The organism is Kribbella sp. NPDC004875 (assembly GCF_042873375.1).
Classification (GTDB): Bacteria; Actinomycetota; Actinomycetes; order Propionibacteriales; family Kribbellaceae; genus Kribbella.
This window is the reverse complement of sequence record NZ_JBIALI010000001.1, coordinates 1,628,115-1,653,984: the sequence shown is the minus strand read 5'-3', so window position 1 is coordinate 1,653,984 and position 25,870 is coordinate 1,628,115. Positions and strand designations below refer to the sequence as shown.

The following is a 25,870-nucleotide window of genomic DNA, read 5'->3' as shown; positions in this document are numbered from 1 at the left end:
TCCGCGGAACGGATGCCGACCGGCCTAGTTGGCGCGGATCGCCTCGGTCAGCTCGTCGATCCGGACGATGACGGCATCGGCTCCAGCAGCCGCCAGGTCGTCGGCCTTGCCGGGCTTGTTGGCGTAGCCGATGCTCGCGGCTCCGATCGCGTGGGCGGCCTGTACGTCGGTGGGCTGGTCACCGATCAGGGTGCAGGCGTCGGGCTCCACCCCGAGGGCCAGGGCGGCTCGCTCGATCAGGTGCGGGCTGGGCTTCATGAGGCCGGGGTCGGATGGGTCGCGAGCCTCGATGTGCTGGACCAGGTCGGCCAGGCCGACACGGTCGAGGTAGGCGCGGACCGATGCGCCGGTGTTGTTGCTGACGATCGCGACCTGTCGGCCAGCCTCCCGGCAAGCGGTCAGGAAGTCGTCCACACCGGGAGTAGGCGTCGCGCTCTCAACGGCCTTGATCTCGGCGGTCTGGAGCGCTGCCTCGATGTGCCGGGCCAGCTCGGGTGAGACCTCAGCCGAGGCGCTCAAGAACTCGTGTGGGCTGGTGATCGCGGACATAGCCGGCGGAAGTTCTCCCACCTCGTCGAGCGCCAGGGCGCGCAGCTCGTCAGTGATCTGCGGTGCCGGGTATCCGGCGAAGACCGAACAGACCGGTCCGTCGAAGTCGAGCAGGATGACGGGGCTGCGGCGCAGGATGGCGGCCAGCGCGTCGGCGGTCACGGCTCGTAGGTCCGAGCGATCGTTCCCCAGAGGCTGTCGAACCAGTTCCGCGCCTGGTCGACGTACTGCGAGCCGGTGGCTCGGTCGTCGTCACTGACAGAGTGGTGGAACAAGACGGTGTCCTTGCCGACGGCGTCGAAGATCGGCACGCTCTTGCCGCTGATCTCGACCTCTCGCTCGACGACCGGGTAGAAGCCGAAGAAGACCTCCTCGTCGTTCAGGAGGTACAGCTTGAACATCATCGGCAGCGGGATGACCCGCGCGGACACGTCGACCTTCTGGACCAGGCCGAGCTCGCCGAGCTCGCGGACCGCTTCCAAGATCTCCCCGGCCGACCGGCTGGCGATCTTGGCCACTCGCTCGCGCACTGCGGGGTCATCCCCCGGCTCGGAACCGGCGCGCGAGGGGACCGCGACTGGCTGGGACATGTCCGACAGCATGAGCCGAATCGTCACCGACTCCGGCGTCAGTCGGCCGCGCCGGATGCGCTCGATGGGTTCCTCTAGTGCACCGAGCAACGTCTCACCGGTCAGGCCCGCGAAGTCGATCGTGACGCGGGTCTTCTCGAAGGCCTGCTCGATGTGCGGGCGGAGACCCACGGCCTGGTCGGCCCGGTCGCGGACGTAGACGCCGCTGCCGACCCTGGACACGATCAGACCCTCATCGCGGAGGAGCTTCAGCGCCTGCTGGATGGTCATCCGAGCGACGCCGTACCGGGTCGCCAGCTCCTGCTGGGACGGCAGCTTCTCCCCGGCGTTGAACCGGTGCGTCAGGATCCCGGCGCGCAGGGAGTTCGCCACCTGCTTGTACGGCGGTCGCGGGTCGTTCGGGTCTAGCTCCATGCCTCCAGCGTAGTACCTGGCTAGCCAGCCTAGGAATTTCTAGTCCGAATCCTTGACCTGGCTAGCCAGCCTGGGTACCTTAGCCATATTCCATCCTGGCTAGTCAGCCTAGGGCGATCATTCGGAGGACAGAGACATGGCGATGCCCCGCAAGATCAACATCCAGTTCGGTGAGGTCTTCCCGTACGGCGTGTACGCCCGTTTCGGAGGTCACGCAGGTTCGTGACTTCGATCGCTCGACGAAGGACCGGCCGGTGTACTCGGTCGATGAGGACTCGGGCCTGAACGTGTGGTCGGTCGACGTGATGGACGGCGACCCGGAGGCGCGGAAGGCCGACCGGCAGCTCTCGATCAAGATCCTGTCGAAGCAGCAGCCGGTGTTGCCGCCGTCGAACGGTCTGCCGTTCACGCCGGTCGAGTTCGAAGGCATGACCGCCACGCCGTACGTGTCCGACTCCAACGGCCGTCCGCGCCTGGCGTGGTCGTTCCGGGCCATGGCGGTCCGGGCTCCGAAGAACGCGCCCGGCCAGAACAAGCCTGCGGCGTAGGGCGGGTGACGAGACGTGTTCAGCATCCGGGGGACCGAGGTCAAGGAAGGACCTCTCCGCTTCAAGACTCCGGGCATCGCGATCCGCCTGCGGTGGTGGCTGCTGTGGGTGTTCCTGTCCTGGCTGGTGCGGCTTCCGGCCGTGCTGGTCAGGCACCCCCGCACGACCGGAACCGTTCTCGCTGGGCTGCTGGCGTGGAAGGCCTGGAGCGTCTACGGACCGTGGCGGATCGCTACTGCTGCGGCTGCTGTGGTCCTGCTCGGGGCCGTGTGGTGGTGGCGCTGGCCGGAGTCGTTCGCGCAGCGGATTGTCTGGCGGGCGCGTGGGTGGTGGCGACGGCTGGCGGTGTATCGGGGCCTGTGGCAACCAACCATGACCACCCTCAAGCTGACGTCCAAGCTGAATGACGCGGTGTATGTGCCGCGCATCGTCAAGGTCCGCTCGACCGGCCGCGTCGACCTGGTCACGGTGCGGTTGCTGCCGGGTCAGATCTTGACCGATTACGCCGAGCTGGCCGAGCGGCTGGCGAAGACCTTCGGCGCGGTGGACTGCCGGGTTCGGTCGCACAAGCGCAACCGGCGTCAGATCGTGCTCTGGTTCCTGGTCGACGACCCGCTCACCAAGCTGGTCCCGCCAATTGCGCCGGCCGATTCGGTCGACTTCAAGGGGCTGACTGTGGCGCTGCGCGAGGACGGGCTGATGTACCGGCTGCGGCTGCTCGGGACGCACCTGCTGATCGCGGGTGCGACCGGCGCGGGCAAGGGCTCGGTGTTGTGGTCGATCATCGCCGCGCTCGGTCCCGGCATCCGCTCCGGGCTGGTGCAGGTGTGGGCGCTTGACCCCAAGGGCGGGATGGAGTTGGCCGCTGGGCGGCGGTTGTTCGCGAAGTTCTGTTACGGCGGTGACGACACGATCGGTTGGGAGTCGGCGTTCGCTGAGGTCCTGGACGAGGCCGTGGAACGGATGCGTGCGAGGCAGGCCAAGATGCGCGGCTTCTCGCGACTCCACAAGCCGACGACCGATGAGCCGTTCATCGTCCTGGTCGTCGACGAGCTGGCCTCCCTAACCGCCTACGTGACCGATCGGGATCTCAAGCGCCGGATTGCCGCCGCGTTGTCGCTGCTGCTGTCGCAGGGCCGCGCTGCCGGTGTCACCGTCGTCGGTGCGCTTCAGGACCCGCGCAAGGAGGTGCTGCCGTTCCGCGACCTGTTCCCGACTCGGCTCGCGCTCCGCCTCGCTGAGGCTGCACAGGTCGGCCTGGTGCTCGCCGAGGGGGCTCGGGCTCGTGGTGCTCGCTGCGACGAGATCCCGGAGGCTCTGCCGGGCGTCGGCTACGTCGGGATCGATGGTGAGGCCGAACCGGTCCGGGTCCGCTTCCCGTTCCACTCCGACGATGACGTGGCCGAGCTGGTCGAGCTGTACGCACCTGACGCGACCGGCAAGGACCGCGAGCCGTCGTCCCTGCGGCCGGTCGAGGAGGTGGCGGCATGACCCGCCCGCAGATCCCCGGACAGATCGAGCTCGTCTTCGACGTACCCGAGCTGACCAACGAGCTGCGCGCCGACCTGGCGGCTCATGTCCTGCCCGGCTGGCAGTCGATGGGTGCATGCCGATCCGTTGCCGACGACACCTGGTTCCCCGAGGAGACCGAGCCCGCTCGCAAGGCGGCTGCGATCGATCGGTGCGGCTTCTGCCCGGTTCGCCGCTCCTGCCTCGCCTACGCCCTGTCGACCGGCGAGGAGTACGGCGTCTGGGGCGGCGCGACTGAGTTGCAACGCGACGTACTCGTTCGGGACCTGGTCGACGGCGCGGACGTGGTCGATGCACTCGACGGCGCGACCCTGCTCCCCGAATTCCTCTGGAGGCAGGCGTCATGACGGTCCGACTCCGCGTCTCCGGTGACCCCGAGGAGATCGAGGTCATGCTCAAGGTCCTGGGCGTGGTGTTCGACCTGTCCGGCACAGGCCGCGTGTACCCCAACAAGGGCTCTGCGGGTGTCCGCGTCTACCTCCTGGCGCGGATCCCGTGGGCCGGTGGACGAGACCAGCCACGCCGAGGAGATGGTCCCCAATGATGTCGACGCTTGGCCAGGTCGCGCCCGACGTGCTGCACGACCTGGCGGTCCGCAACGGCGTCTGCGTCCGCCCGGTGCTGTCCCGGATGACTGACACGACCACGGGTGAGCAGTCGGTCGTGCCGATTCCGTGCGGGTCGACTCAGGAGCGACAATGCCCGCCGTGCGCCGAGCGTGCCCGCAAGCTCCGGATGCAGCAGTGCCGCGAGGGCTGGCACCGCGACGACGAGATCCCGACTGTTGAGGGTGAAGCCGCGGAGCACTCCGACGACTTGGGCGATGCCGACGCGGTCGATGATGAGGACCAGGTCGAGGACGAGCCGACCGAGGAACCGACGCGTCGCGTTCGCTCGACCCGTCGCCGCCAGGACGCTCCGGACCTGCCCCGGATCCCGATGGACAACCGCACCGTGGGCTCGACGTTCACCGCTCCGAACGGACGCACCTACCGGCCGTCGATGTTCCTCACCCTGACGCTGCCCTCGTACGGCAAGGTCGGCCCGGACGGCACACCCCGCGACCCCGAGTCCTACGACTACCACCGGGCCGCGATGGACGCGCTGCACTTCCCCAAGCTGGTCGATCGGTTCTGGCAGAACCTGCGCCGCTGCGCCGGGTACAAGGTCCAGTACTTCGCCACCGTCGAAGCACAGCACCGCCTCGCACCCCACCTGCACGCCGCCGTCCGGGGCGTCATCCCGCGCCAGGTCGTCAAGGACGTTGCCGCCGCGACCTACCACCAGCTCTGGTGGCCGCAGTGCTCCGAACCGGTCTACGTCGGCGACGACCTGCCGCGCTGGGACGAAATGGCCGGCGCTTTCACCGACCCGCACACCGGGGCTCCGCTGCCGACCTGGGACCAAGCGCTCGACGCGCTCGACGACGACCCGGCCGCGACCCCGGCCCACGTGGTGAAGCTCGGCACCCAGCTCGACTACCAAGGCATCATCGCCGACGCCGAGGACAAGGTCGGCAAGGCGATCGGCTACCTGACCAAGTACCTCGCCAAGTCCATCGCCGACACCTACGGCGACGACGACACCATCACCACCCGGCAGGCCATGCACCTCGACCGGCTGCACCGCGAGGTCCGCTGGCTGCCCTGCTCACCGTCCTGCTCGAACTGGCTCCGCTTCGGCGTCCAGCCTCTCGGAGCAGAACCCGGTATGCGTCCCGGCTGGTGCCCCTCCAAAGCGCACGACCGGCATCACCTCGGGCTCGGTGGCCGCCGCGTCCTGGTCTCGCGTCAGTGGACCGGCAAGACCCTCACCGACCACCGCGCCGACCGCGCCGAAGTCGTCCGCCAAACCCTCGCCGCCGCTGGCATCGACATGCACGACACCGACCGCTACGCCGCCACCGCCCAGCTCGAGGACGGCACACCCCGCTTCATCTGGTCACCCGTCGACCGCGCCAACGACGACGACCTACCCACCTGGCACGGCGTACTCACACGCGGCATCAACGAGCGCATCCGCTGGCGCACCGAGTACGAGCAAGCCAAATACCGCGCGGCCAACGCACCACCCGCCGACATCTGTTCGGCAACTGATACCGACGACACCGCCGACTCGGCGGCATGACCTGGGGAGACGGCATGAACGAGACAACGCTGTGGAACATCGACGAGGTTGCCGCTCACCTCCGTGTACCAGTTCTCACCATCCGCTGGCTGCGGCAGGAGGGTCGTTTCGCGCCCGCGATCAAAGTTGGCCGACGACTCGTGTGGGATGCCCGCGACGTTGCTGCGTGGGTTGAGTCTCAGCGGGAAGCCGAGGCAGCCTGATGAGCGTCCAGCGATACACCCGAGGCGGTCAGGTCAGGTACCGCGCCCGTATCAAGTCGCATGGTCGCGAGGTTGCTACGCGCGTGTTCGACCGCAAGGCGGATGCCGTGGCCTGGGAGCAGGAACAGACTCGCAAACTCCGACTCGGCGAGTGGACAGACCCGAAGCGGGGTCGCGTACCTCTTTCGGCAGTTGCGGCCGACTGGCTGGAGTCGCGCAGTTCGGCGAAGCGGCGGACCAGGGAGGCTGACGCTGCAGACTGGCGGCTTCACATCAGCCCACGGTTCGGCAATGCTCCCCTGGTCTCGATCACGTCCGCCGAAGTGTCGAGCTGGGTTGGTGCACAGATCGCTGCGGGTCGCAGTCCTTCTAGCGTCACTCGCTATCTGGCGACTCTGCGTTCCATCCTCAACTACGCGATCGCCGACGGCCGGATCACCAAGAACGTGGCCGCGTCGGTCAAGGCTCCGAGTGGTGGGCAGGCGCGTCGCGACGGGCTTCACCTCACCGTGGCGCAGCTCCATGACTTGGCTGACGCTTGCCAAGGTCCATACGCGGAGCTGGTCCTCGTGCTCGGCCTCGCTGGTCTGCGTTGGGGCGAGCTGGCTGGCCTGCAGGCCGGTGACCGGATCTGGGTTCCTGGTCGTGGTCTGCGTCTGCAGCGGGCGGTGCTCGCCAGCGGAGGTTCAGGCGAGCTGTTCGTAGACACATTGAAGAACAAGCGTGCTCGCACTGTGCCCTTGGTCGAGGACCTGGTCCCGATCGTGGATCGATGGGCGGGCGACAAGGTCAGTGGCGCATGGCTGTTCCACGCACCGCAGGGCGGGCCGCTGAGCGAGGGCAACTGGAAGCGCTCGGTTCGGTGGTCTGCCGCGATCAAGGCGATCGGTGTTCCCAAGCTTCGGGTTCACGATCTGCGCCACACTGCGGCGTCGGTCTGGCTCGGGTCCGGTGCCGACCCGAAGGTGGTTCAGCGCATCCTGGGGCACGCGTCGGCGGCCATGACGATGGACCTCTACGGGCACCTGATCGACCAGAACCTCTGGGATGCGGCCAAGCGGCTCGGGGGCACCACGGGGGCACCGAAGGCGATTGAGGCCGGGAACGACGAACCCCCAGCGTCGGAGAGTGGTCTCTGACCTGGGGGTTTGGTGGAGCCGCCTGTCGGAATCGAACCGACGACCTTCTCATTACGAGTGAGACGCTCTGCCGACTGAGCTAAGGCGGCGGGTGCCGTCGAAGAGTGTAGCGGCTGGGAGGGGAGGATTCCGAATCGGATCCTGGTGGAGTCTTGCGGAGAGGGGTACGGCGGGGTGCGGGGCCGGGTCACCTGGGGGACGACCGGGTCGGTTAGAGGCGGGGCGGAGCTGGATCAGGAAACGCGGTGGGCGGCGAGCGTGGGACGTGGCCGGCGCGTGGAACGGGGCCGGCGCGTGGGGCGGAAGTGGTGGGAAGGGGGAACTGGGGTGGGGTGGGGCGCGTCGGATGGGGGAGGTAAAAGAGGTTGTGGAATAAGTGATTTGGGAAATGCGTTGACTTTGCTCTATGGGATGGGTGAGACTAATTCCCGCAAGAACCAAGACCACTGAGGAGACATCGTGTACGGGATGCGCATCCGGAATGAAGCCTGGCGGCTCGGCCGTGTGGCTTTGTCGGCATGCGTGCGATCCGTGCTCGACCCGACCTATCACCAGCTGGGCAGTGAGCGGAGCCCGCGCCTGGACGGTTCGCCTGGATGATCCCTTGAACTGGGGAGATCTCCAGGAGCCGTCTGAGCCGGGTACCCGGCGGCAGGCGGCTCTTTTCTTTTGCCCGGAACTCCGGGCCACGTCGGTGCGCAAAGGTTGCGGACCGGATTCCAAACCCGCGTCACGAGGGTTCGATTCCTTCCACCGATGCTTTTTCCGGTATTCACGGATATCGGCACGCACAATTGACAACTGGACATTTATCGCAATTCCCCGGGGCCGGGCGACGCGCTCCGGGGAGGACCAGCTGTAGGCCAGCGGCGAGGCCACCTCATTTGGGTTGAGGAGATCGGGGGTTCGAGTCCCTCCAGCTGGACCAGGCGCCCGCAGGATGCTTGCTACCGGCCGAGCGGGCGCCGCAAGCGTGCCCTGTGACGGAAATCCGCAGTACATCCGGCGCAGGGCACCTGAACGCCCGTGGCCCAACTGGAGAGGGCACCTGCCTACGAAGCAGGAGGTTGCAGGTTCGAGTCCTGCCGGGCGTGCTGTGTCCGAAGCAGAAGCGGCCGATGCACCGGGATGTGGCCCCGGAGGAAGCGGGTTCGAGCCCCGTCGGACACCCTGAGTGAACATCTGTTGACCCGACACCGACATCTCCGCCCCGCCGGCCGCGGGTCGGGCACACTGGAAGGGAGGAGGAACCACATGAGCGGTGTGATCGTCCTGAATGCCTCGTACGAGCAGCTGCATGTCGTGTCGATCCCGCACGCCATCCGGATGCTCGTCCGCGAGGTCGCCGTCGTCGAGGAGGCCCACGACGGCGCCAGCATCGGACCGTTCCCCCTCCCCCGCGTACTGCGCCTGGTCCGGTACGTCGTGATGAAGTGGCGGTACGCCGGTGGGCGGCTGCAGTACACGCGGGCCGGCGTACTGAAGCGCGACAAGTACACCTGCGCGTACTGCGGTCAGGCGGGCGCCACCACCATGGACCACGTGGTTCCACGATCACGCGGTGGTCGCGGTGAGTGGCTGAACGCTGTCGCCGCGCACGCGCGCTGCAACGAGAAGAAGGGCTCGCGAACACCGGAAGAGGCCGGCATGCCGCTGCTGTGGCAGCCGTGGATCCCTTCCCGTGCCGAGTTGGCGCTCTGACGCGACACCCGCCGGTGTCGCCGACGAGCGCGATGCCAGGTGGGCGACGGTGACCCAACCTCGGTTCTGACCCGAGGCCCCGCAGGTTCGAGCCCTGCCCTGGCAGCTGCGGTACCCCTGGTGAGATAAGCCGAGTGTCAGGCCTAGCGGCAGCCGTCTCGAAAACGGCAGGTCCTTCACGGGACGTCTGGGTTCGAATCCCAGTCTCACCGCATGCACACGATCAAGGAGAGTGAGGAGATGAACGTGGAGCTTCCAGTTGAGCTGAGTGGGGCCAAGAGCTCCACGCTCATGTGGGCGCAGGAGTACGACGTGGACGCGAAGGCGCTGCAGCAGCTGCGGAACATCGCGGCGCTGCCGTGGGTGCACGGAGTCCGGGTGATGCCGGACGTGCACCTCGGCAAGGGCGCGACCGTCGGGTCCGTGATCGCGATGTACCAGGCGGTGTCGCCGGCCGCGGTCGGGGTCGACATCGGCTGCGGGATGGAAGGTGTCCTGACCTCGCTGACGGCGGCGGACCTCCCGGATGACCTGTCCGCGATCCGATCCCGGATCGAAGCCGCCGTACCGGTCGGTTTCCGGGCGCACGAGGACCCGGTCGGGGTACGTCGGCTCGGGCTCGACCCGCGTCCGTGGGACCGGCTCTGGGGCGTGTTCTCGAGCCTGCACGACGGCGTGCAGGACCGCGAGCGCAAGGCGAAGCAGCAGATGGGTTCGCTCGGTGGCGGCAACCACTTCATCGAGGTCTGCCTCGACGACGAGGACCGCGTATGGCTGATGCTGCACTCCGGCAGCCGGAACATCGGCAAGGAGCTCGCGGAGCGACACATGCGGATCGCGCGGGAGCTGCCGCACAACGCGGACCTCCCGGACCGCGACCTGGCGGTGTTCCTCGCCGGTACGCCGGAGATGAACGCCTACCGCCGGGACCTCACGTGGGCGCAGGAGTACGCGGCCCGAAACCGGGCGGTGATGCTCGCGCTGGTGATGCAGGCGGTGCGGGAGTCGTTCGAGGTCGACGTACGGTTCGAGCAGCCGATCTCGTGTCACCACAACTACGTCGCCGAGGAGCAGATCGACGGTCTCGACCTGCTCGTCACCCGCAAGGGCGCGATCCGGGCGGGTGCCGGCGACCTCGGGCTGATCCCGGGGTCGATGGGGACGAGCTCGTACGTCGTGCGCGGTCTCGGCTCGGAGCGTTCGTTCTACTCGGCCTCGCACGGGGCAGGCCGGCGGATGAGTCGCAACGAGGCGAAGCGCCGGTTCACGGTCGACGACCTGGTCGCGCAGACCGCGGGCGTCGAGTCGCGCAAGGACGCGGGCGTGGTCGACGAGATCCCGGCGGCGTACAAGGACATCGACTCGGTCATCGCGGCACAGTCCGATCTGGTCGAGGTCGTTGCCCACCTCAAGCAGGTCATCTGCGTCAAGGGGTGAGTGGAGCGCGTCGCGGCCCAGGTCGAGCTGTCCGGGGCGCGCCTCACGCCAGTCGTCTGTGTCGGCGTGGAGCTGGTGTGCTCGGTGTCGGCGTGGAGCTGGTGTGCTCGGTGTCGGCGTGGAGCTCGTGTGCTCTGTGTCGGCGTGGAGCTGGTGTGCTCGGCGTCAAGGGTTGAGTTGGTGGGTGGAGCGTGTGCGCCTGCCCGTCGTGCGCCTTCTTCCTTTGCACTAAGCGTACAAGTGTGAGGGGTGTCGGCGTGGGAGTTATCCACAGCCGTCCGCCGTCGTCAGGGGAGACGGCGGACGGCGCGGGGTGAGATCCGCCTGTTGGTAGAGGCAGCGGTTTGCTAAACCGTCGGTCGGCTGGCATGTCGGCCCGTGAGTTCGAATCTCACTCTCACCGCTGGGCGGCCGGGATCGACCGGCCGCCCTGCCAGGCCCCGTTCGTCTAGCGGTCAGGACGTCTGGTTCTCAGCCAGGAGATCACCGGTTCGAATCCGGTACGGGGTGCGCAGAAGCACCGTCGTGGGAGAGGCGGGACGGCTTGTAAACCCGTTGCCTTCGGGCTGAGCAGGTTCGAATCCTGCCTTCTGCACCAAGGAATCGCCCAGCAATCCCAGCAATCCCAGAAATCACCGACGTACAGCATTCACAGATGGGACAAGAGAGGAGGACCGGCCATGGCCGACCTCAGGAACAGGAAGCGAGTGCCTGGCGGCAGGACCGGTGCTCCGGTCCAGCAAGGTCACTCGATGCGACGCGTGCTGCTCGCCTGCGGGCATGTGCAGCGCGACCGGATCGCTCACCGTGGGGATCACGTGTGGTGCGAGGCGGATTGCTCCGACTGGATCCGCGTGGTCTCGGTGCAGGAGTAGGAGCAGAACGGCAGCTCGACAGGTGGTGTCGGCCGGTGGGCTAGTGCACCTGGGCGCGACGCACCGCGCGCGTACGGTGTCACGCCAGTGCACTACCTGTCGAGCTGCCGACAAACCCTCTGGTGACGGAATCTCGCCGGGCCCTCCGAAGGCTCGGTTCCTGGTTCGACTCCGGGCAGGGGGACAGCAATCGGTCAAAGTGTCGGGTCGAAGTGGACCGCCAGCGACACAGCGGCCTCGGTCCGGGCCGACAGAACCCGTACGCGGACGTCGGCCACAGTGATCGCCTCGTCCAAAGGCAACAGCCGCCGATGACCGATCGTCGTACCGCGGGCGACCTCGCTCCATGCCCCGTCGATCAACGCGTCGACCGCGAACGACTCGACCTGCTGACCTTGCTCGATGTCCTCCCGCAGATCGAGCACGTTGATCTCACCGGGCAGCTCGACAACAGCGTCGTAGTACGACCGGACTGCCGCGCCGAACGCAGCCAGCGCCTCCACATCCGGATCGGCGAACAACCCGCGCCGGTCCGGCGGGATGTTCAGCAGCAGTACGGCGTTCCGCCCGACCGACCGGCGATAAATGTCCAGGAGCTCCGGCAACGACTTCACCGCGGCGTCTTCGGTCGCGTGGTAGAACCACCCCGGCCGGATCGACACGTCGACCTCCGCCGGATACCACCGCAACTCGTCCGCCTTGGCCAGCAACTCCGGACCGGCGACATCGACGGCGGTCTGTTCGGCGAGCATCTGCCCACGAGCGAACGGAATCACACTCCACTCGGTCTCCCGAGCGAACCCGTCCTCGTTGCCGACCCACCGCGCGTCCGGCCCGCCGATCGCGATCGTCGCGTCGGGAGCCAACCGCCGGATCAGGTCGAACCACGCATCATAGGCGTACGTCTGCCCGCCGCCGGTCGGGTTCGCCCCGTCCAGCCAGACTTCGGCGATCGGCCCGTACGACGTCAGCAGTTCGTGCAACTGGTTCAAGTAGAACCGGTTGTAGTCGTCCACCACGTACTCGAAACCGCCAACGACAGAAGGAACAGCAGGACTGCCGTTTCCGTAATACCCGCCAGGAGCCTTTTCCTGGTAGAGATCCGCCGGCGACAAGTACACGCCAAACCCCAGACCTGCCGCCGCACAAGCGGCCGAGAGCTCCGCCACCACATCTCCGTTATAGGGCGACGCGGCAACAGTATGCGGAAGGAACTTGCTCGGCCACAGACAGAACCCGTCGTGGTGCTTGGCCGTCAAGATCACGCTCCTGAACCCGGCGGACACCAACGAAGACACCCACTGCGAGCAGTCCAGCGCCGACGGATCGAAGACGGCCGGGTCGTCGACGCCGGTCCCCCACTCCAAGTCCGTGAACGTGTTCGGCCCGAAGTGCACGAACGCGGTCAGTTCCTGCCGTTGCCATGCGACCTGCCGCGGCGCGGGCCGCACCTCGGAGGGATCGATCACAGCAGAACCTTTCCGGGGTTGAGCAGGTTGTCCGGGTCGAACGCCTGCTTGATCCGCCGGTGCAGTTCGAGCCCGACCGGGCCGAGTTCGGTCTCCAGCCAGCGGGCCTTCAGCGTGCCGATCCCGTGCTCGCCGGTGATCGTGCCACCGAGCCGCAGTCCCAGTTCCATCACGGCACTGAAGGCCTCCAGCGCCCGCGCCTCGGCGGCCGCGTCGTTGCGGTCGAAGACCACGGTCGGGTGCATGTTGCCGTCACCTACGTGCCCTGGGCAACAAATCAGGACCTGGTACTTCGCCCCGATCTCGGCGACCCCGCGAACGAGGGCCACCAACTGCGAGCGCGGTACGGCGACGTCATCGACCAACGTCACACCGAGCGGCTCCAACGCGGGGTTCACCAGCCGCCGCGCCTCGAGCAGCATCCGGGACTCCTCGGCGTCCGACGCCTCCGCGACGTCGACCGCGCCATGCGCCGTACAGATCTCCGCGATGCGGGCGACGTCCGCTGCCGCCCGCGGGCCGCGGTCGGACTGTGCGATCAGCATCGCGGCGGCCTCGGCCGGCAGCCCCATGTCCCGGTAGTTCTGAATCGCCTGCACCGTCGGCTTGTCCAGGAACTCCAGCAACGACGGCCGCAGTCCCGAGGCCATCACCGCCGCGGCGGCCGCGATACCGTCCTCGATCGACAGGAACGTCGCCGCCGCGGTCAGGGCCGCCTCGGGCGCCGGCCGCAACGCGAGCGTCGCCTCGGTGACCACGCCCAACGTTCCCTCGGACCCGACGATCAGCCGGGTCAGGTCGTAGCCGGCAACGCCCTTGGCTGCGCGCCGCCCGGTCCGGACGACCTCACCGGAGGCCAGCACCACTTCCAGCCCGCGCACGAAGTCCGAGGTCACGCCGTACTTCACGCAGCACAGCCCACCCGCGTTCGTCGCGATGTTCCCGCCGATCGTCGACATCTCCCACGACGACGGGTCGGGCGGGTAGAACAGCCCCTGGTCCAGGACGGCCCGGGACAGATCCGCGTTCACCACGCCCGGTTGCACGACGGCGACCTGGTCCTCGACCGAGATCTCGAGGATGCGCGAGAGACGGGAGGTCGACAGCAACACACAGCCGTCGACCGCGTTCGCCGCCCCGGACAGCCCGGTCCGAGCGCCCTGCGTGACGACCGGCACCCGGAACTCGGACGCCGCCCGCATCACCGCCTGGACCTCGGCCGTACTCGACGGCCGCACCAGCACGCGCGGCCGACCAGCCGTACAGAACGTCGCGTGGTCGTTCCGATGGCTGTCCAGTACGTCGGGATCGTCGACGACCGCCGCGTCCCCGAGGTCGGAGCGGAGCCGGACGATCAGGGAATCGGTCATCCCTCGTCCTGTTCGGCGAGCAGCCGGAGGACCAACTCCGCCCGCCGAACGCGCTCACGCCCGAGAGCTTCCGCCGTACCGGCGAGGTGGGCACCGACCGGGTAGATGTTCGGCGCGTTCCGCAGCCCCATCTTCAGGTACACCGGCGCCGCGACCCGCACGATCTCGGGTACGTCGTAGAACCGGACGTGCCCGCCCTGGTCGTCGGGGACCTCGATGTACATGTCGATCGGGACCGTCGTCACCGAGCGGATCTCCGCGAGCACCGGCACCGGCAGGTCCGTCGACACGTTCAGGCTGGTCGCGCCGAGCCGCTCGTACAGCTGCGCGGTCGGGGCGTTCGGCAACGGCATCAGCACCGACGTCTTCAGCACCAGGTCCGCGGGCAGCTCACCCTCGATCTTCAACTGGCCGAGGATCTCCAGTACGCCGATGTCCCCGACCAGCAGGCTGCGGACGCCGAGCTCGACCGCGCGGAACGCGTCACACAACGACGCCGCCACCTGGTCGTTGCCCCGGGCAACACCGCCGACGGCGGCCGAGACCTTGGCCTGACCACCGATGTCCCAGGAGCCGCGCGGCCCGAGGAACAGGCACACCTCGACACCCGCGGAGGCGCCGAGCGACAGCATCTCCTCGATCTCGCCGTCGGTCAGCATCATCACGCCGCTGCCCTGCGAGACGCGGTCGATGGTGATGCCGCGCTCCTTGGCTTCCTCGAGCACCGCGGTCATCACCCGCGGCCCCTCGCAGGACGGGATCTCCACCTTGTACGGCGATCCGTCTCCGAACGTCTTCGCGGACGCCTCCCCGGGACGGAAACCCCGGTCGGCGAGCAGGGCACGTGCTTCGCGAAGGTTCATCTCTCGCTCCATCCTCCGAGCGTCCCGGCCGGCGCCAGGTCCCGCGCCGTACCGGTGATCTCCAGGTCGAATCGTTCGGCCGCCTCGGTCAGCAGGGCGGGGGTCACCATCAACTCGTTCGGCGACAGCGTGTCCCGGATCCGGGCCAGCCGGAGCTCGGACCAGTGCCGCCGTCCGGACATCGTCACGGCCGCGAGTACGGCGGCCTCGTCGTCCTCCATCACCATCGGGAGCCGAGAGCGGCGGGCTCCGCCGGCGCCGGAGGTCAGCGCGTTCACGTAACTCGCGTGCAGGTCGATCTGTTCGAGCAGCCGCGCGGGAATGACGTCGGCGAGGCCCAGCCCGGACGCGTTCCCGTGCGACGCCGGCGACAGCGAGTGGACGCTGATCGCGGCGATCGAGGGCGACTCGAACTCCGGGATCCCGTGCACCCAGCAGCGGCCGATCACGTTGGTGTCCATGCCGGCGCCGGACTTGTCCTTGCCGAGCTCGTCGATCACCAGGACGTCGAGTTCGTCGAACGGCAGGCGCCCGAGGAGGCTGGAAGCCCTTTGCAGCAGGGCGTTCTCGGCTGCCTCGGCGATGCCGTCGGCGGTGAGCAGCTCGACCGACGCGGTCTGCTCGTGGGCGTTCTCCAGGATCGCCAGGCCGCCGAGGATCTTGCCCTGCGCAACGACCATCCGGGCGGCCGCCTCGATGTTGCCGCCGAGGGCGGGGATGCCGCCGGCGTGCAGCGAGGCGGCACCGGCGTGGTTGCCGAGGCCGATCGCGAGGATCTTCGCGATGCCGCTCTCGATCGGGCCGCGGAAGTCGGTGTGCGGTTTGACCCGGTTCACCAGGAGTACGCCGTCCGCCTTCGCGGCGATCGCGTCGTGATGGACCTCCGTCCCGTCGGGCAGCGTGCCGACGATCACGGTCTCCATGGTCGCCTCGATCGGGCAGCCGACCGACTCCGGGGTGATGCCGAGTCCTTCGAGCATCTCCCGCTGACCGTCCGCGGTGGCGCCGCCGTGCGATCCCATCGCGGGGATCACGAACGGCGCGGCACCGGCTTCCTCGAGCCAGTCGACGGCGGCTTTCACCACCGGGACGAGGTCGTGGATGCCGCGGCTGCCGGCGGTGACGGCGATCCGCGCGTCGGGCGCGATGCGGGAGCGCAACGGTTCGAGCGCCGCCCGCGCCTCGGCGTACGGGTCGGCCGAGGCCGGCAGATCCGAGAGGATCCGCCGGATCGGCGTGACCTGCGGGAGGCGCCCGGCAGGCCGAAGCCCCCGGATCGCCTCGAAGGGTCCCCACGAAGAACGCCTCGCTCCGCTCGGCGAGCTGGAGGTGGGGGTGGGGGGATCGGTCGGGGCGGGCATCAGTGACTCTGGCGGGCGACGGCGGAGCCGGTGCGGCCGACGAGGAAGTCGAGGTCGCAGCCCTTGTTCGCCTGGGTGACGTGGTCGACGTACAGGCGGGCCCAGCCGCGGTCGCTCGGCGGGGTCGGTGGCTGCCAGTCGGCGCGGCGCTTCTCGAGTTCCTCGTCCGACACATCCAGGTGCAACCGCCGAGCCGGCACGTCGAGCTCGATCCAGTCACCCGTCCGCACCAGCGCCAACGGCCCACCGACGGCAGCCTCCGGCGTGACGTGCAGGACAACGGTGCCGTACGCCGTGCCGCTCATCCGCGCGTCCGAGATCCGCACCATGTCGTCGACGCCGATCTCCGCGAGCTTCCGCGGGATCGTCATGTTGCCGACCTCCGGCATGCCCGGGTACCCGCGCGGTCCCGCGTTCTGCAGCACCAGCACGGTGTCCTCGTCGACGTCGAGATCCGGGTCCTCGACCGCTTTGTCGTACTCCTCGATGCTGCTGAACACCAGCGCCTTGCCACGGTGCCGCGACAGCCGCTCGGATGCGGCCGACTGCTTGATGACCGCACCGTCCGGCGCGAGGTTGCCCTTCAGGACGGCGGTTCCCGCGCCACTGCCCAGCGGGTCGCTGACCGGCCGGATCGCGGCGTACGTCTCGCTGCCCGCGGGCGCACCCGGGTACGTCGCCTCGATGCGCTCGGCGTTCGCGACGTTCTCGCCGATCGTCTTGCCGGTGACGGTGATCGCGTCGGTCTTGAGCAGCGGCAGGATCTCCTTCAGCACCGCGGGCAGGCCGCCGGCGTAGTAGAAGTCCTCCATCAGGTACTTGCCCGACGGCTGCAGGTCGACGAGCCACGGCACGCCGCGGGCCCACTGGTCGATGTCGTCCAGCGTCACGTCGACGCCGACCCGGCCGGCGATCGCGAGCAGGTGGATGACGAAGTTGGTCGAACCACCAATCGCGGCGTTCGACCGGACCGCGTTCGCGAACGCGTCCCGGGTGAGGATGTCGCTGATCTTGAGGTCTTCCTTGACCATCTCGACGATCCGCTGCCCGGACTTCTGCGCCACGACGTACCGGCGCGAGTCGACCGCGGGGATCGCCGCGCCACCGGTCAGCTGCAGACCGAGCGCCTCGGCCATGCAGGCCATCGTGGACGCCGTACCCATCGTCATGCAGTGCCCGTTGCTGCGCGACTGGCCCGCCTCGGCGGCCGCGAAGTCCTCCGCCGACATCCGGCCGGCGTTGAGGTCCTGCGTGAACCGCCAGACCGCCGTACCGGAGCCGATGTCGCAGCCGCGGAATTTACCGTTCAACATAGGACCGCCGGTGACGACGACCGTCGGCAGGTCGACACTCGCGGCGCCCATGATCGAGCCCGGCGTCGTCTTGTCGCAGCCGGTCAGCAGCACCACACCGTCGATCGGGTTGCCGCGCAGCGACTCCTCGACGTCCATGCTCAGCAGGTTGCGGAACAGCATCGCGGTCGGCCGCAGCAGCGTCTCGCCGAGCGACATCACCGGGAACTCCAGCGGGAACCCGCCGGCCTGCCAGACGCCGCGCTTGACCGAGTCGGCGAGCCGGCGCAGGTGCGCGTTGCACGGCGTGAGCTCGGACCAGGTGTTGCAGATCCCGATCACCGGGCGGCCGTCGAACGCTTCCTCGGAGAAGCCCTGGGACTTCATCCAGGACCGGTGGATGAACCCGTTGCGGCCCTTCTCGCCGAACCAGTGGTCGAAGCTCCGCCGTCCGGTCGCCGCCGGAGCGGACTCACCGGCCAGGACTTCGCCCTCGCCCGGGTCGTTGGTCGGAGGAAGATCAGTCATCGCGACACCTCACCTGTGGTCACGGTTCCGTTCACCCGCCGGGTGATCCCGGCCGGGTTCGAGTCCTTCAGTACGTCGGGCAGCACCGCATCGGGAGCGTCCTGGTACGCGACCGGGCGCTGGAACCGCCGCGCCGCCGTCACTCCGACGCTGGTGTGGATCGAGCCGACAGTCGCCGGGAACGGGCCGCCGTGGTGCTGGGCCCAGGACACGGCGACGCCGGTCGGCCAGCCGTTCCAGAGCACGCGGCCGGCGCGGGCGGTCAGCAGCGGGAGCAGTTCACGCGCCAGCTCGGCGTCCGAGTCCTCGGCGTGCAGCGTCGCGGTCAGGTTGCCGTCGAAGGCCTCGATGCCCGCGCGCAGCTCATCGAGCGAGGAGTACTCGACGACGATCGAGACCGGGCCGAAGCACTCCTCGAGGATCTCGTCGCGGCGCGCCAGCAGTTCGCCGACCGTGGTCTGCAGCAGCGTGGCCGGGCCGGCGGACCAGACGTGGACGCCCTCCACCTTCTCCAGCCGGTCGAGGCCGGAGCTGAAGCCGTCCTTGATCCGGTCGTTCAGCATCGGGGCCTCGGCGACGCCGCCGGTCGCCTCGACCAACTGCTCCCGCAGACCGTGACCGGCGGGCAGGAAGAGCAGTCCGGGCTTGGTGCAGAACTGACCGACGCCGAGCGTGAACGAACCGACGTACCCGCTCGCGATCTCGTCGCCGCGGGCATCGATCGCGGCCTGCGAGACGAACACCGGGTTCAGGCTGCCGAGCTCGCCGTAGAACGGGATCGGCTCCGGACGGGTGACCGCGATCTCGTGCAGGGCCTTGCCGGCCGGGACCGAACCGGTGAACCCGGCCGCGGTGATCCGCGGGTCCTTCAGCGCCGTGACGCCGACGTCGAAGCCCGCGATCAGGCCGAAGCTGCCGTCGGGTGCTCCGGCCGTCTTCAGCGCCTCGACCATCACCTCGGCGGTCCGCACGGACAGCTCCGGGTGGCCGGGGTGCGCCTTGACGATCACCGGGCAGCCGGCGGCCAGCGCGGAGGCGGTGTCGCCCCCACAGACACTGAACGCGAACGGGAAGTTGCTGGCGGCAAACACCAGCACCGGGCCGAGCGGCACGAGGACGCGACGCAGGTCGGGACGCGGGACCGGCTTGGCCTGCGGGTCCGAGGTGTCGATGATGACCTCGAGCAGCGAGCCCTCCTCGAGCGCGTCCGCGAACATCCGCAGCTGGCCGGTACTGCGGGCGACCTCGCCGGTCAGCCGCGCCTCGGGCAGCGAACTCTCGCGCATCGCGATCGGTACCAACTCACCCGCGGCGGCGTCCAGCGCGTCCGCGACGGCGCGGATCCACCCGGCGCGGACGGCGGGCTCGGCGGCGCCGAAGGCGGGTGCCGCCGCGGCCGCCGCGGCGAGGGCCTGCTCCAGCTCGGCGGGGGTGGTGTCCTGCGTCATCGCGTTCCTTCCAGGTTGTCGGTGGCCAGGAACGCGAACGGCTCCCGGCCGGTGGCGACGGTGTTGGCCAGCGTGCCGACCTCGTCGATGGTGATCGTGATCACGTCACCCGCGGCCAGCGCGAAGTCCAGCTCCGGAACGATGCCCGTACCGGTCGCCAGGATCACGCCGTCCGGGAAGTCGTTCGGCAGGAACAGTACGTCGATCAGATCCTGCAACTCCCGGACGAGCTTGGCGGTGGACGTGGTGTCCGCGAAGACCTCTTCGCCGCCGCGCTCGATCACCAGCTTGATGCCGAGGTTCTTCGGGTCGGCGACCTCCCAGGCCGGCCGGATCCCGGACGCCAGCGCGCAGCCGCCGGCGAACAGCTTCGCCTGCGGCACGTACAGCGGGTTCACACCCTCGATCGACCGCGAGCTCATGTCGTTGCAGACCGTGAACCCGACGATCTCCCCGTGGCTGTTCGCCACCACGGCGAGCTCCGGCTCGGGTACGTCGTGCCCGGAGTCGGTGCGGATCCCGACCGGCTCGCCGTCGACGACGACCCGCCAGGCCGGCGCCTTCTGGAACAGCTCGGGCCGCTCGGCGGTGTACACCTTGTCGTACACCGACTGCTCGGTGCTCTCCTCCATCCGCGCGCCGCGGGACCGCTCGTAGGTGACGCCCGAGCACCACACCTCGCCCCGGCCGTCGAGCGGCGGCAGGAACTTCAGCCCCTCGGCCGGCAGCTCACCGCCGACCTTGGCGATCGCGGCCTGCAGTTCGTCGAGCGGCAGCCGGAGCAGTTCCGCGAAGCTGTTCAAGCCCTCCAGCGGAGCCACCGTGTCCCCGGTGCGCACACCGGGAATCGGACGACCGTCGACCGGGGACAGATAACGGACCAGGTGCATGGACGAACCTTTCACATCGACGTACCGAGCAGACCACGGGTGATCTGGAAACCGACATTGCCGGAGGCAACAGCTTTGGGAACCAGCCGGCGGCCGGCGACAGCAGCGATCGTGTCCAGCCCGATCCGGGCCTGTTCGGCCGCGTCACCGGTGGCCATCGCGTCCAGGTCGTCGCCGTACGTCGCCACCGTCTCGGGATCGTTGCTGAATTCGACGACCGGGACGAACCGCTGCGCCGACAAGGTGCCACCGGCGACATGCGCGAGGATCTGCTGGACGCCGGTCGCGCCGAACCCGGTCGCGGTCTCCATCCAGTCCGTGCCCGGCATCCGCATCACGTGCCAGCCCGGTGCGGCGAGCCGCTGCCCGTGCGCGACCGTCGGACCCACCGGGTCGGCCGACCCGAAGGCCGCCGTACGGAAGCCTTCGTGCGCGAGCAGTGCGCCGCGGGACGAGAGGACGACGGAACCGCCGGAGCCGACGATCTCGCGGCCGATCAGCGCGAGCGCTTCGGCGGTCGCGTCCGGGAACGGACCGCGCGCTTCGAGACCGATCGTGAGTGCGCCGAGGTCGCCGTTCTCGTCGGCCGGGGCGGGGATGTCGAAGCTGCTGAACCAGTCCTTGACCTTGCCGCCGACCGCGTCCAGACCACCGTCGGCCTGGATACTCGCCCAGCCGAAGCGGGACGGGTCGGCGCCGGCCTCGACCAGGCGCGAGCGGAAGTAGTCGTTGTGCGTCTTCTCGCAACCGTGCTCGAGGAGGAGCGCCATTCGGGTGTTCGGGTGCAGCAGGTAGCCGAGCATGATCCGCGCGAACGTCTCCTCGGAGGCGCCGCCGCTGCTTCCGCACCCCTCGGTGTGCGGGAGGGCGACCATCCGGGTGACCGAGTCGCCGGCCCACTTCTCAAGCTCCGCCTGGGCCGCGATCCGCAGCGCGATCTGGCCCGAGCAGAGGCTGGTCGGCAGGATCAGGCCGACGGCCTCGGGGACCAGCCGGTCGTCGGCCCGGAGGAGTTCGGTCAGCGTGCGGCCGTCGGAGGTGAGGCCCCGGTGCGGGCGACCGTCGAGCGGTGCATCGCGGTCCTCGGCCGGGAGGTCGGTGAGCTCGCGGCTCATCCGGCCGTCGGTGGTGATCGAGACGCCCTCGACCGGGCCGGTCTGCTTCCAGTTCCGCCAGATCGACACCTGGCTGTGGCCGGCCCGCTCCCCCGCGCTCTTCTCACCGGACGCGACGCGGACGACGAGGTCGAAGGTCTCCGCGGTCAGGTCCGGCATCGACATCCCGGTCAGGTACTTGCCCGCGTCGACGTCCATCTCGGCCTGCAGGCGCTCGTACCGCGCACTCGTCGTGACGAACTTCAGCGTCGGGACGAACGGGAAGTTGGTGATCGAGCCGTTCCCGGTGGTGAAGAAGATCAGGTTGCAGCCGCTGCCGATCTGGCCGGCCACCGACTCCAGGTCGTTGCCGGGGCTGTCCATGAAGATGTAGCCGTCGCCGGGCAGCGGTTCGCCGTAGTCGATCACGTGGTCGAGGCGGACCTCGCGGGGCAGCTTGCGAGCGGCGCCGATCGACTTCAGCACGATGTTGTAGAGGCCGCGGTACACGTTGCCGCCGGACGGGTTGCCCTCGGCGGTGTGGCCGTGCCAGCCGACGCGTTCCTTGAACGACTTGATCGTGGCGAGGAAGCGTTTCGCGGTCGCGAGGTCGCGCACGTTCTTCAGGACGTACGGTTCGGCGCCGATCAGTTCGTCGGTCTCCGCGAGCACCGCCGTACCGCCGTGGCGGATGATCTCGGCGCTGACCTGACCGGCGAGCGGGTTCGCCGAGATCCCGGAGAAGGCGTCCGAGCCGCCACACTGCAGGGCGATCTTCAGGTCGGCGAGCGGGACCTCTTCGCGTTGCTGTGCGTCGACGATCGGCAGCCACGGCTCGATCAGCGCGCCGGCGGTCGTGAGGTCGGTCTCGAAACCGTGTTTCCGGGTGAAGTAGGCGTGTGGCACCTTGAGCGACGGGTAGTCGTGCTCGGCCATGAACTCCTTGATCGCCGCACCCGAGACGACGTCGCCCTCGGTGTCGACGATCAGCACGGCGCCGACGTTCGGGTTCAGGGTGAACCCGGCCAGCGTCGCGAGCAGGAAGTGCAGGTTGTTCGGTACTTCGTCCTCGCCGCCCTCGGTGTGCGCCACCGGCACGACGCCGTCGCCCGCGGCCGCACCGTCGAAGCGCCGCGCCAGCTCGGTGACGAACCCGCTGCTCCGCGAACTGGTCGCCAGCAGTACGACGTGATTCCGCGTGCCCGCCGGACCCTGCTCACGGGGGTAGCCGAGGAACGTCCCGGGCTGCTCGACGCTCGTCACCTGGGCGCCGAAGGTCAGCGCGGACTCGTCGAGCTCGTAGGGATCGAGTGGTTCGTTGGTCGCACTCGGCTCCGCGGGCAGGCCTTCCACCCCGCGGGCGGTGACGGCGGCGAGGCTGGTCGGCGTACAGACGTAGTCGCCCGGGACCAGGTCGCGGGAGGCACGGGCGAACGCGGTGTTCCACGAGGTCAGGGCGGCACCGGTGGCGACCGGCGTGACCACGAAGCGGTGTCCCTCGAGCACGGTGTGCGGCAGCGTGACCGTCGTACCGCCGAGCTCGACCTCGGTCCCGGCTTCCAGCCGGCGGGAAGCGATCGCGATGTTGTCACCCGGCTCGGGCAGGACGCCGATCTGTTCGAACCTCACCATCGTTCGTGCCTTCCCATAGCTAGCGCAGGGTTGAATCGTGCATGATGCATGATTACCAGTGTTACCCTGCCGAAACCTGAGCGGTGGGGTCAAGACCGCGACCAGATCCGGAGACAGGTGATGGCTGAGACGGCGGGGCAGGAGCCGATGGCGCCCGTGGACCGGCGGTTGCTGCGCCGGCAGATGCTGGCCGACGACGTGTACGAGGCCATCAAGACGATGCTGATGGACCACGTCATCCGCCCCGGCGCCCGGATCTCGATCGACGGGTTGGCGCGGGAGTTCCAGGTGTCGTCGACGCCCGTCCGGGAGGCGCTCGCGCGGCTGGAGTCCGAGGGGCTCGCCGTCAAGGAGCCGCTGAAGGGGTACCGCGCGACGCCGCTGCTCACATTGGCGGAGTTCGACGACCTGTACCGTTTCCGGCTGCTGCTCGAGCCCTGGGCCGCCCGGCGCGCCGCCGAACACATCGACGCCGAGGGCGCGACCCGGCTCCGCGCCGAGCTCGCGAACGCCGTCGAGCCGACGTCGATCGACTACGCCGGGTACAAGTCACTGACCGCCCACGACAACCGGTTCCACTCGCTGATCGCGTCGCTGTCCGGCAGCGAGCAGGTCCGGCTCGCGTTCGAACGCACGCACTGCCACCTGCATATCTTCCGCCTGCACTACGACCGCGACATCGGCCCCGAGGTCCTCACCGAGCACCGCACATTGGTCGACGCCATCACGTCAGGCAACCCAGCCGCCGCCGAGTCCGCCATGACCCACCACATCGAGAACTCGATGACGCTACGGCTGCGCCGAATCTACGAATGACCCGGCGCCCGTTCCCACTCGCGGTGCCCGAGGAACTGTCGGCGTACATCCTCGACTTCCAGTGGGACCTCGACCTGCTCCACGCGCTCGATCTGCCCGTGGTGTCGATGCCTGTCGAAGCCCTCAGGCACCACCTCGAGCTCCCGTTCTGGGCGTACGCCGGGAAGCCGTTCCAGGTCACGCCCCGCCAGGTCGCGGCGGACCCGGTGACCTATCGCGAGCAGTACGAGCGGACCCTGGCCGCCGACTTCAACCTCCCGCTCGACGCCCTCGCCCGCCCCGACCACCGCATCACCATCCTCGACGGCATCCACCGCTTGCTGCGGGCCGAGCTGGAGGACCGATCCGTGGTCGAGGTGCGCCTGCTCCCGTGGCGCGACCTCGACCAGATCGCGGTCCCTACTTCGTGATCACCAGGGCGTCGCCGACCGGGCGTTCGCCGGCCGCGTCGGACGGCGTGTTGAGGACCTTGCCGTCGGCAACCATCGTGGTGGAGCCGCCGCCGTCCAGGTTGATGGCTTCACGGAGGTGGAAGGACTTGGCGACCGCCGCGGCCTCGGAGATCGACAGCCCCAGGCTGTTCACGGTGCGGCCGTCGGCGGTGATCAGCACGGTGCGGCCGTGGTCGTCGACGCCGGCGATCGTGCGCGGGTTCCGCTTGTGGACCCAGCCGTAGTAGAAGCTGGGCGTGGCCTGGACCATCCCGTCCGCCGCCGCGGTCGCGTAGATCCGGCCGTCGCGGACCAGCTCCGGTCCGCCGTTGACGATCGTCGTACGCCGGGTCAGCGGGACCGGGCGGCCGTGGTCGTCGAGCAGTGCCGACCGGATCGGCAGCGGCTTGCCGACCTTGGCCGCGGCGAGCAGCGGAGCGACCAGGTTCCCGGTCGCCTGCACGGTCCGCCCGCCCTCGGGGATCGCGCCGCCGCGCGTCGTCCGGATCGCCGTGACAACGCCACGCCGGTCGACAATCACCTCGGCGCCGGGGCCGCTCGGGGTGGAGACGCCGTACGACGCGTCGAACGCGATCAGCTCGTCGGGGTCGGTGCAGGTGGTGTCGTGCATCGGCTTCGCGGTCGGCAGGTCGTCCGCCGTACCGCCGCAGTTGCGGATCAGCCCGGGTACGCGGTTCAGGCCGTCGAGTGGCAGGTTCTTGCCGACTGTCCCGCGCCAGGTGAAGCGCTCGACCGACGTACCGCGCGGACCGAGGACGAGCGCTGGTCGGCCGTTCGTCGGCTCGCTGACCAGACGCCCGTCGTACACCCCGGCACCTGCCGGATCACCGGGCGCGCCGGCCTTCGGGTCGAGCACGAAGAAGCCGGCGTTGATCGCGGCCGTCGCACCGGTCAGGGTCGCGAGCGTGCTCGTCGTCTCGCGCTGCTCGAGGTCGGAGCCGTACGTCGCGTCGAGCGTGCCGCGGAACGTCTTCGGGTCGATCGTCAGCACCTGCACATGCCACGGTCCGGTCGAACCGGTCACGTCGTCGGGCTCGCCGTCCCAGCCCGTGTAGAGGGTCGAACCGTTCAGCCCGGCCGCGATCACCTTGGTCCGCAGCGCGTCGGCCTCCGCCTTGGTCGCGAACAGCCCCACGCGCACGCGATACCCGAGGCTGTTCCCGCCGGCGTCGGCGAGCTTCGGCGTCGGCACGTCCTCGACGCGCGGCTCCAGACCGGCCGCGCTCAGCTTGGCGGCGGCCTTGTCGGCACCGACCCGATCGGACAGCGCGGCAGCCGGCGCATCCGGGTCGGGCGACGACGACGGGATCGAGATCTCGACCGTCCAGCCGGCGGAGCTGTCGCTCCGGCCGCGGACGATGGTCGTCAGCGTGACACCGGGCTGCAGGATCCGGGTGTCGCGGGTTTCGGTGAGGTCGGCCGGCCCGAGCGGGAGGTGTTCGGCCGGCGGGGTGGCGATCGCGGTGGTGCCACCAAGGGTCAGGGACAGACAGAGGGCGGGCAGGCCCAGGCGTCGCAGGGTCATAGGACGTTCCTACGGTC

At 69.1% G+C, this 25,870-nt stretch carries 23 protein-coding genes and 9 tRNA genes; 20 read left to right on the top strand and 12 right to left on the bottom strand.

Annotated elements, in window-relative coordinates; translation table 11 throughout:
- Positions 1 to 24: 24 nt before the first annotated feature.
- Both ACFYRH_RS07995 and ACFYRH_RS07990 read right to left on the bottom strand, forming a co-directional pair.
- Positions 25 to 711, bottom strand: coding sequence for an HAD family hydrolase (locus ACFYRH_RS07995; protein ID WP_387769898.1), 687 nt, complete (start codon positions 709 to 711; stop codon positions 25 to 27).
- Positions 708 to 1,553, bottom strand: coding sequence for a GntR family transcriptional regulator (locus tag ACFYRH_RS07990; protein WP_387769895.1), 846 nt, complete (start codon positions 1,551 to 1,553; stop codon positions 708 to 710). Before ACFYRH_RS07990 ends, ACFYRH_RS07995 begins: the two co-directional genes overlap by 4 nt.
- A 254-nt stretch (positions 1,554 to 1,807) precedes the next feature.
- Between ACFYRH_RS07990 and ACFYRH_RS07985 the strand changes: the two genes are divergently transcribed.
- The 7 genes from ACFYRH_RS07985 (at position 1,808) to ACFYRH_RS07955 (ending at position 7,100) form a co-directional block, all read left to right on the top strand.
- Complete coding sequence (locus tag ACFYRH_RS07985; RefSeq protein ID WP_387769892.1) at positions 1,808 to 2,101, top strand: hypothetical protein; 294 nt, start codon at positions 1,808 to 1,810, stop codon at positions 2,099 to 2,101.
- 15 nt (positions 2,102 to 2,116) lie between these two features.
- On the top strand, positions 2,117 to 3,592 hold the full coding sequence (locus ACFYRH_RS07980) for an FtsK/SpoIIIE domain-containing protein (RefSeq protein WP_387769889.1): 1,476 nt from the start codon (positions 2,117 to 2,119) through the stop codon (positions 3,590 to 3,592).
- The gene (locus tag ACFYRH_RS07975; RefSeq protein ID WP_387769886.1) at positions 3,589 to 3,978 is read left to right on the top strand and encodes a WhiB family transcriptional regulator; all 390 of its coding nucleotides are present in this window, start codon (positions 3,589 to 3,591) and stop codon (positions 3,976 to 3,978) included. The genes ACFYRH_RS07980 and ACFYRH_RS07975 overlap by 4 nt, the downstream gene beginning before the upstream one ends.
- Entirely contained in the window at positions 3,975 to 4,175 is a 201-nt protein-coding gene (locus tag ACFYRH_RS07970) for a hypothetical protein (protein WP_387769884.1), read from the top strand. Before ACFYRH_RS07975 ends, ACFYRH_RS07970 begins: the two co-directional genes overlap by 4 nt.
- Entirely contained in the window at positions 4,172 to 5,758 is a 1,587-nt protein-coding gene (locus ACFYRH_RS07965; protein ID WP_387769881.1) for a replication initiator, read from the top strand. Before ACFYRH_RS07970 ends, ACFYRH_RS07965 begins: the two co-directional genes overlap by 4 nt.
- 14 nt (positions 5,759 to 5,772) lie before the next feature.
- Entirely contained in the window at positions 5,773 to 5,961 is a 189-nt protein-coding gene (locus tag ACFYRH_RS07960) for a helix-turn-helix transcriptional regulator (RefSeq protein WP_387769879.1), read from the top strand.
- An 83-nt stretch (positions 5,962 to 6,044) separates the two neighbouring features.
- Positions 6,045 to 7,100 (top strand): tyrosine-type recombinase/integrase, encoded by a 1,056-nt coding sequence (locus tag ACFYRH_RS07955; protein ID WP_387769876.1) that lies wholly within the window; start codon positions 6,045 to 6,047, stop codon positions 7,098 to 7,100.
- 13 nt (positions 7,101 to 7,113) lie between these two features.
- Here ACFYRH_RS07955 and ACFYRH_RS07950 read toward each other — a convergent pair.
- Positions 7,114 to 7,189: transfer RNA gene (locus ACFYRH_RS07950), tRNA-Thr, on the bottom strand.
- Positions 7,190 to 7,952: 763 nt separating this feature from the next.
- Here ACFYRH_RS07950 and ACFYRH_RS07945 point away from each other — a divergent pair.
- The 11 genes from ACFYRH_RS07945 (at position 7,953) to ACFYRH_RS07895 (ending at position 11,113) form a co-directional block, all read left to right on the top strand.
- Positions 7,953 to 8,028, top strand: a tRNA-Pro gene (locus tag ACFYRH_RS07945).
- 92 nt (positions 8,029 to 8,120) lie between these two features.
- A tRNA-Arg gene (locus ACFYRH_RS07940) sits at positions 8,121 to 8,194 on the top strand.
- A 2-nt stretch (positions 8,195 to 8,196) separates the two neighbouring features.
- Positions 8,197 to 8,270: transfer RNA gene (locus ACFYRH_RS07935), tRNA-His, on the top strand.
- An 84-nt stretch (positions 8,271 to 8,354) separates the two neighbouring features.
- Positions 8,355 to 8,801 carry an HNH endonuclease gene (locus ACFYRH_RS07930; protein WP_387769873.1) on the top strand — a complete coding sequence of 149 codons (447 nt, stop codon included), beginning with the start codon at positions 8,355 to 8,357 and terminating at the stop codon, positions 8,799 to 8,801.
- Between the two features lie 33 nt (positions 8,802 to 8,834).
- Positions 8,835 to 8,907 (top strand) — tRNA-Gln (locus tag ACFYRH_RS07925).
- Between the two features lie 13 nt (positions 8,908 to 8,920).
- Positions 8,921 to 9,013 (top strand) — tRNA-Ser (locus ACFYRH_RS07920).
- Positions 9,014 to 9,041: 28 nt separating this feature from the next.
- Positions 9,042 to 10,238, top strand: coding sequence for an RtcB family protein (locus ACFYRH_RS07915; RefSeq protein ID WP_387771741.1), 1,197 nt, complete (start codon positions 9,042 to 9,044; stop codon positions 10,236 to 10,238).
- 312 nt (positions 10,239 to 10,550) lie between these two features.
- Positions 10,551 to 10,641: transfer RNA gene (locus ACFYRH_RS07910), tRNA-Ser, on the top strand.
- Positions 10,642 to 10,675: 34 nt separating this feature from the next.
- A tRNA-Glu gene (locus ACFYRH_RS07905) sits at positions 10,676 to 10,748 on the top strand.
- A gap of 1 nt (position 10,749) precedes the next feature.
- A tRNA-Tyr gene (locus ACFYRH_RS07900) sits at positions 10,750 to 10,836 on the top strand.
- 154 nt (positions 10,837 to 10,990) lie between these two features.
- Positions 10,991 to 11,113 (top strand): hypothetical protein, encoded by a 123-nt coding sequence (locus ACFYRH_RS07895; RefSeq protein WP_387769870.1) that lies wholly within the window; start codon positions 10,991 to 10,993, stop codon positions 11,111 to 11,113.
- Between the two features lie 194 nt (positions 11,114 to 11,307).
- Here the strand turns inward: ACFYRH_RS07895 and ACFYRH_RS07890 are convergent, their stop codons facing one another.
- The 8 genes from ACFYRH_RS07890 to ACFYRH_RS07855 are packed head-to-tail and all read right to left on the bottom strand — an operon-like array spanning position 11,308 to position 23,060.
- The gene (locus ACFYRH_RS07890; RefSeq protein ID WP_387769867.1) at positions 11,308 to 12,582 is read right to left on the bottom strand and encodes an alpha-L-fucosidase; all 1,275 of its coding nucleotides are present in this window, start codon (positions 12,580 to 12,582) and stop codon (positions 11,308 to 11,310) included.
- Positions 12,579 to 13,952, bottom strand: a complete 1,374-nt coding sequence (locus tag ACFYRH_RS07885) for an FAD-binding oxidoreductase (RefSeq protein WP_387769865.1) — start codon at positions 13,950 to 13,952, stop codon at positions 12,579 to 12,581. The genes ACFYRH_RS07890 and ACFYRH_RS07885 overlap by 4 nt, the downstream gene beginning before the upstream one ends.
- Positions 13,949 to 14,815 (bottom strand): U32 family peptidase, encoded by an 867-nt coding sequence (locus tag ACFYRH_RS07880; RefSeq protein ID WP_387769862.1) that lies wholly within the window; start codon positions 14,813 to 14,815, stop codon positions 13,949 to 13,951. The genes ACFYRH_RS07885 and ACFYRH_RS07880 overlap by 4 nt, the downstream gene beginning before the upstream one ends.
- Positions 14,812 to 16,176 (bottom strand): DUF2088 domain-containing protein, encoded by a 1,365-nt coding sequence (locus ACFYRH_RS07875; RefSeq protein WP_387769859.1) that lies wholly within the window; start codon positions 16,174 to 16,176, stop codon positions 14,812 to 14,814. The genes ACFYRH_RS07880 and ACFYRH_RS07875 overlap by 4 nt, the downstream gene beginning before the upstream one ends.
- Positions 16,176 to 17,996, bottom strand: coding sequence for an IlvD/Edd family dehydratase (locus ACFYRH_RS07870; RefSeq protein WP_387769856.1), 1,821 nt, complete (start codon positions 17,994 to 17,996; stop codon positions 16,176 to 16,178). Before ACFYRH_RS07870 ends, ACFYRH_RS07875 begins: the two co-directional genes overlap by 1 nt.
- Positions 17,993 to 19,444 carry an aldehyde dehydrogenase (NADP(+)) gene (locus tag ACFYRH_RS07865; RefSeq protein WP_387769854.1) on the bottom strand — a complete coding sequence of 484 codons (1,452 nt, stop codon included), beginning with the start codon at positions 19,442 to 19,444 and terminating at the stop codon, positions 17,993 to 17,995. The genes ACFYRH_RS07870 and ACFYRH_RS07865 overlap by 4 nt, the downstream gene beginning before the upstream one ends.
- A complete protein-coding gene (locus tag ACFYRH_RS07860) occupies positions 19,441 to 20,334 on the bottom strand; it encodes a fumarylacetoacetate hydrolase family protein (RefSeq protein WP_387769851.1) in 894 nt (297 codons plus the stop codon). The genes ACFYRH_RS07865 and ACFYRH_RS07860 overlap by 4 nt, the downstream gene beginning before the upstream one ends.
- Positions 20,335 to 20,345: 11 nt before the next feature.
- Positions 20,346 to 23,060: a UxaA family hydrolase gene (locus ACFYRH_RS07855; RefSeq protein WP_387769848.1), complete on the bottom strand. Its 2,715-nt coding sequence runs from the start codon at positions 23,058 to 23,060 to the stop codon at positions 20,346 to 20,348.
- A gap of 120 nt (positions 23,061 to 23,180) precedes the next feature.
- Here ACFYRH_RS07855 and ACFYRH_RS07850 point away from each other — a divergent pair, with 120 nt between their 5' ends.
- Together ACFYRH_RS07850 and ACFYRH_RS07845 are read left to right on the top strand one after the other, a co-directional pair.
- Complete coding sequence (locus ACFYRH_RS07850; RefSeq protein ID WP_387769845.1) at positions 23,181 to 23,876, top strand: GntR family transcriptional regulator; 696 nt, start codon at positions 23,181 to 23,183, stop codon at positions 23,874 to 23,876.
- Positions 23,873 to 24,286 (top strand): hypothetical protein, encoded by a 414-nt coding sequence (locus tag ACFYRH_RS07845; RefSeq protein ID WP_387769843.1) that lies wholly within the window; start codon positions 23,873 to 23,875, stop codon positions 24,284 to 24,286. Before ACFYRH_RS07850 ends, ACFYRH_RS07845 begins: the two co-directional genes overlap by 4 nt.
- On the opposite strand, the gene ACFYRH_RS07840 is transcribed toward ACFYRH_RS07845, so the two are convergent.
- Positions 24,276 to 25,853, bottom strand: a complete 1,578-nt coding sequence (locus tag ACFYRH_RS07840) for a phosphodiester glycosidase family protein (RefSeq protein WP_387769840.1) — start codon at positions 25,851 to 25,853, stop codon at positions 24,276 to 24,278. The two genes, ACFYRH_RS07845 and ACFYRH_RS07840, sit on opposite strands and share 11 nt — an antisense overlap.
- Between the last annotated feature and the right edge of the window lie 17 nt (positions 25,854 to 25,870).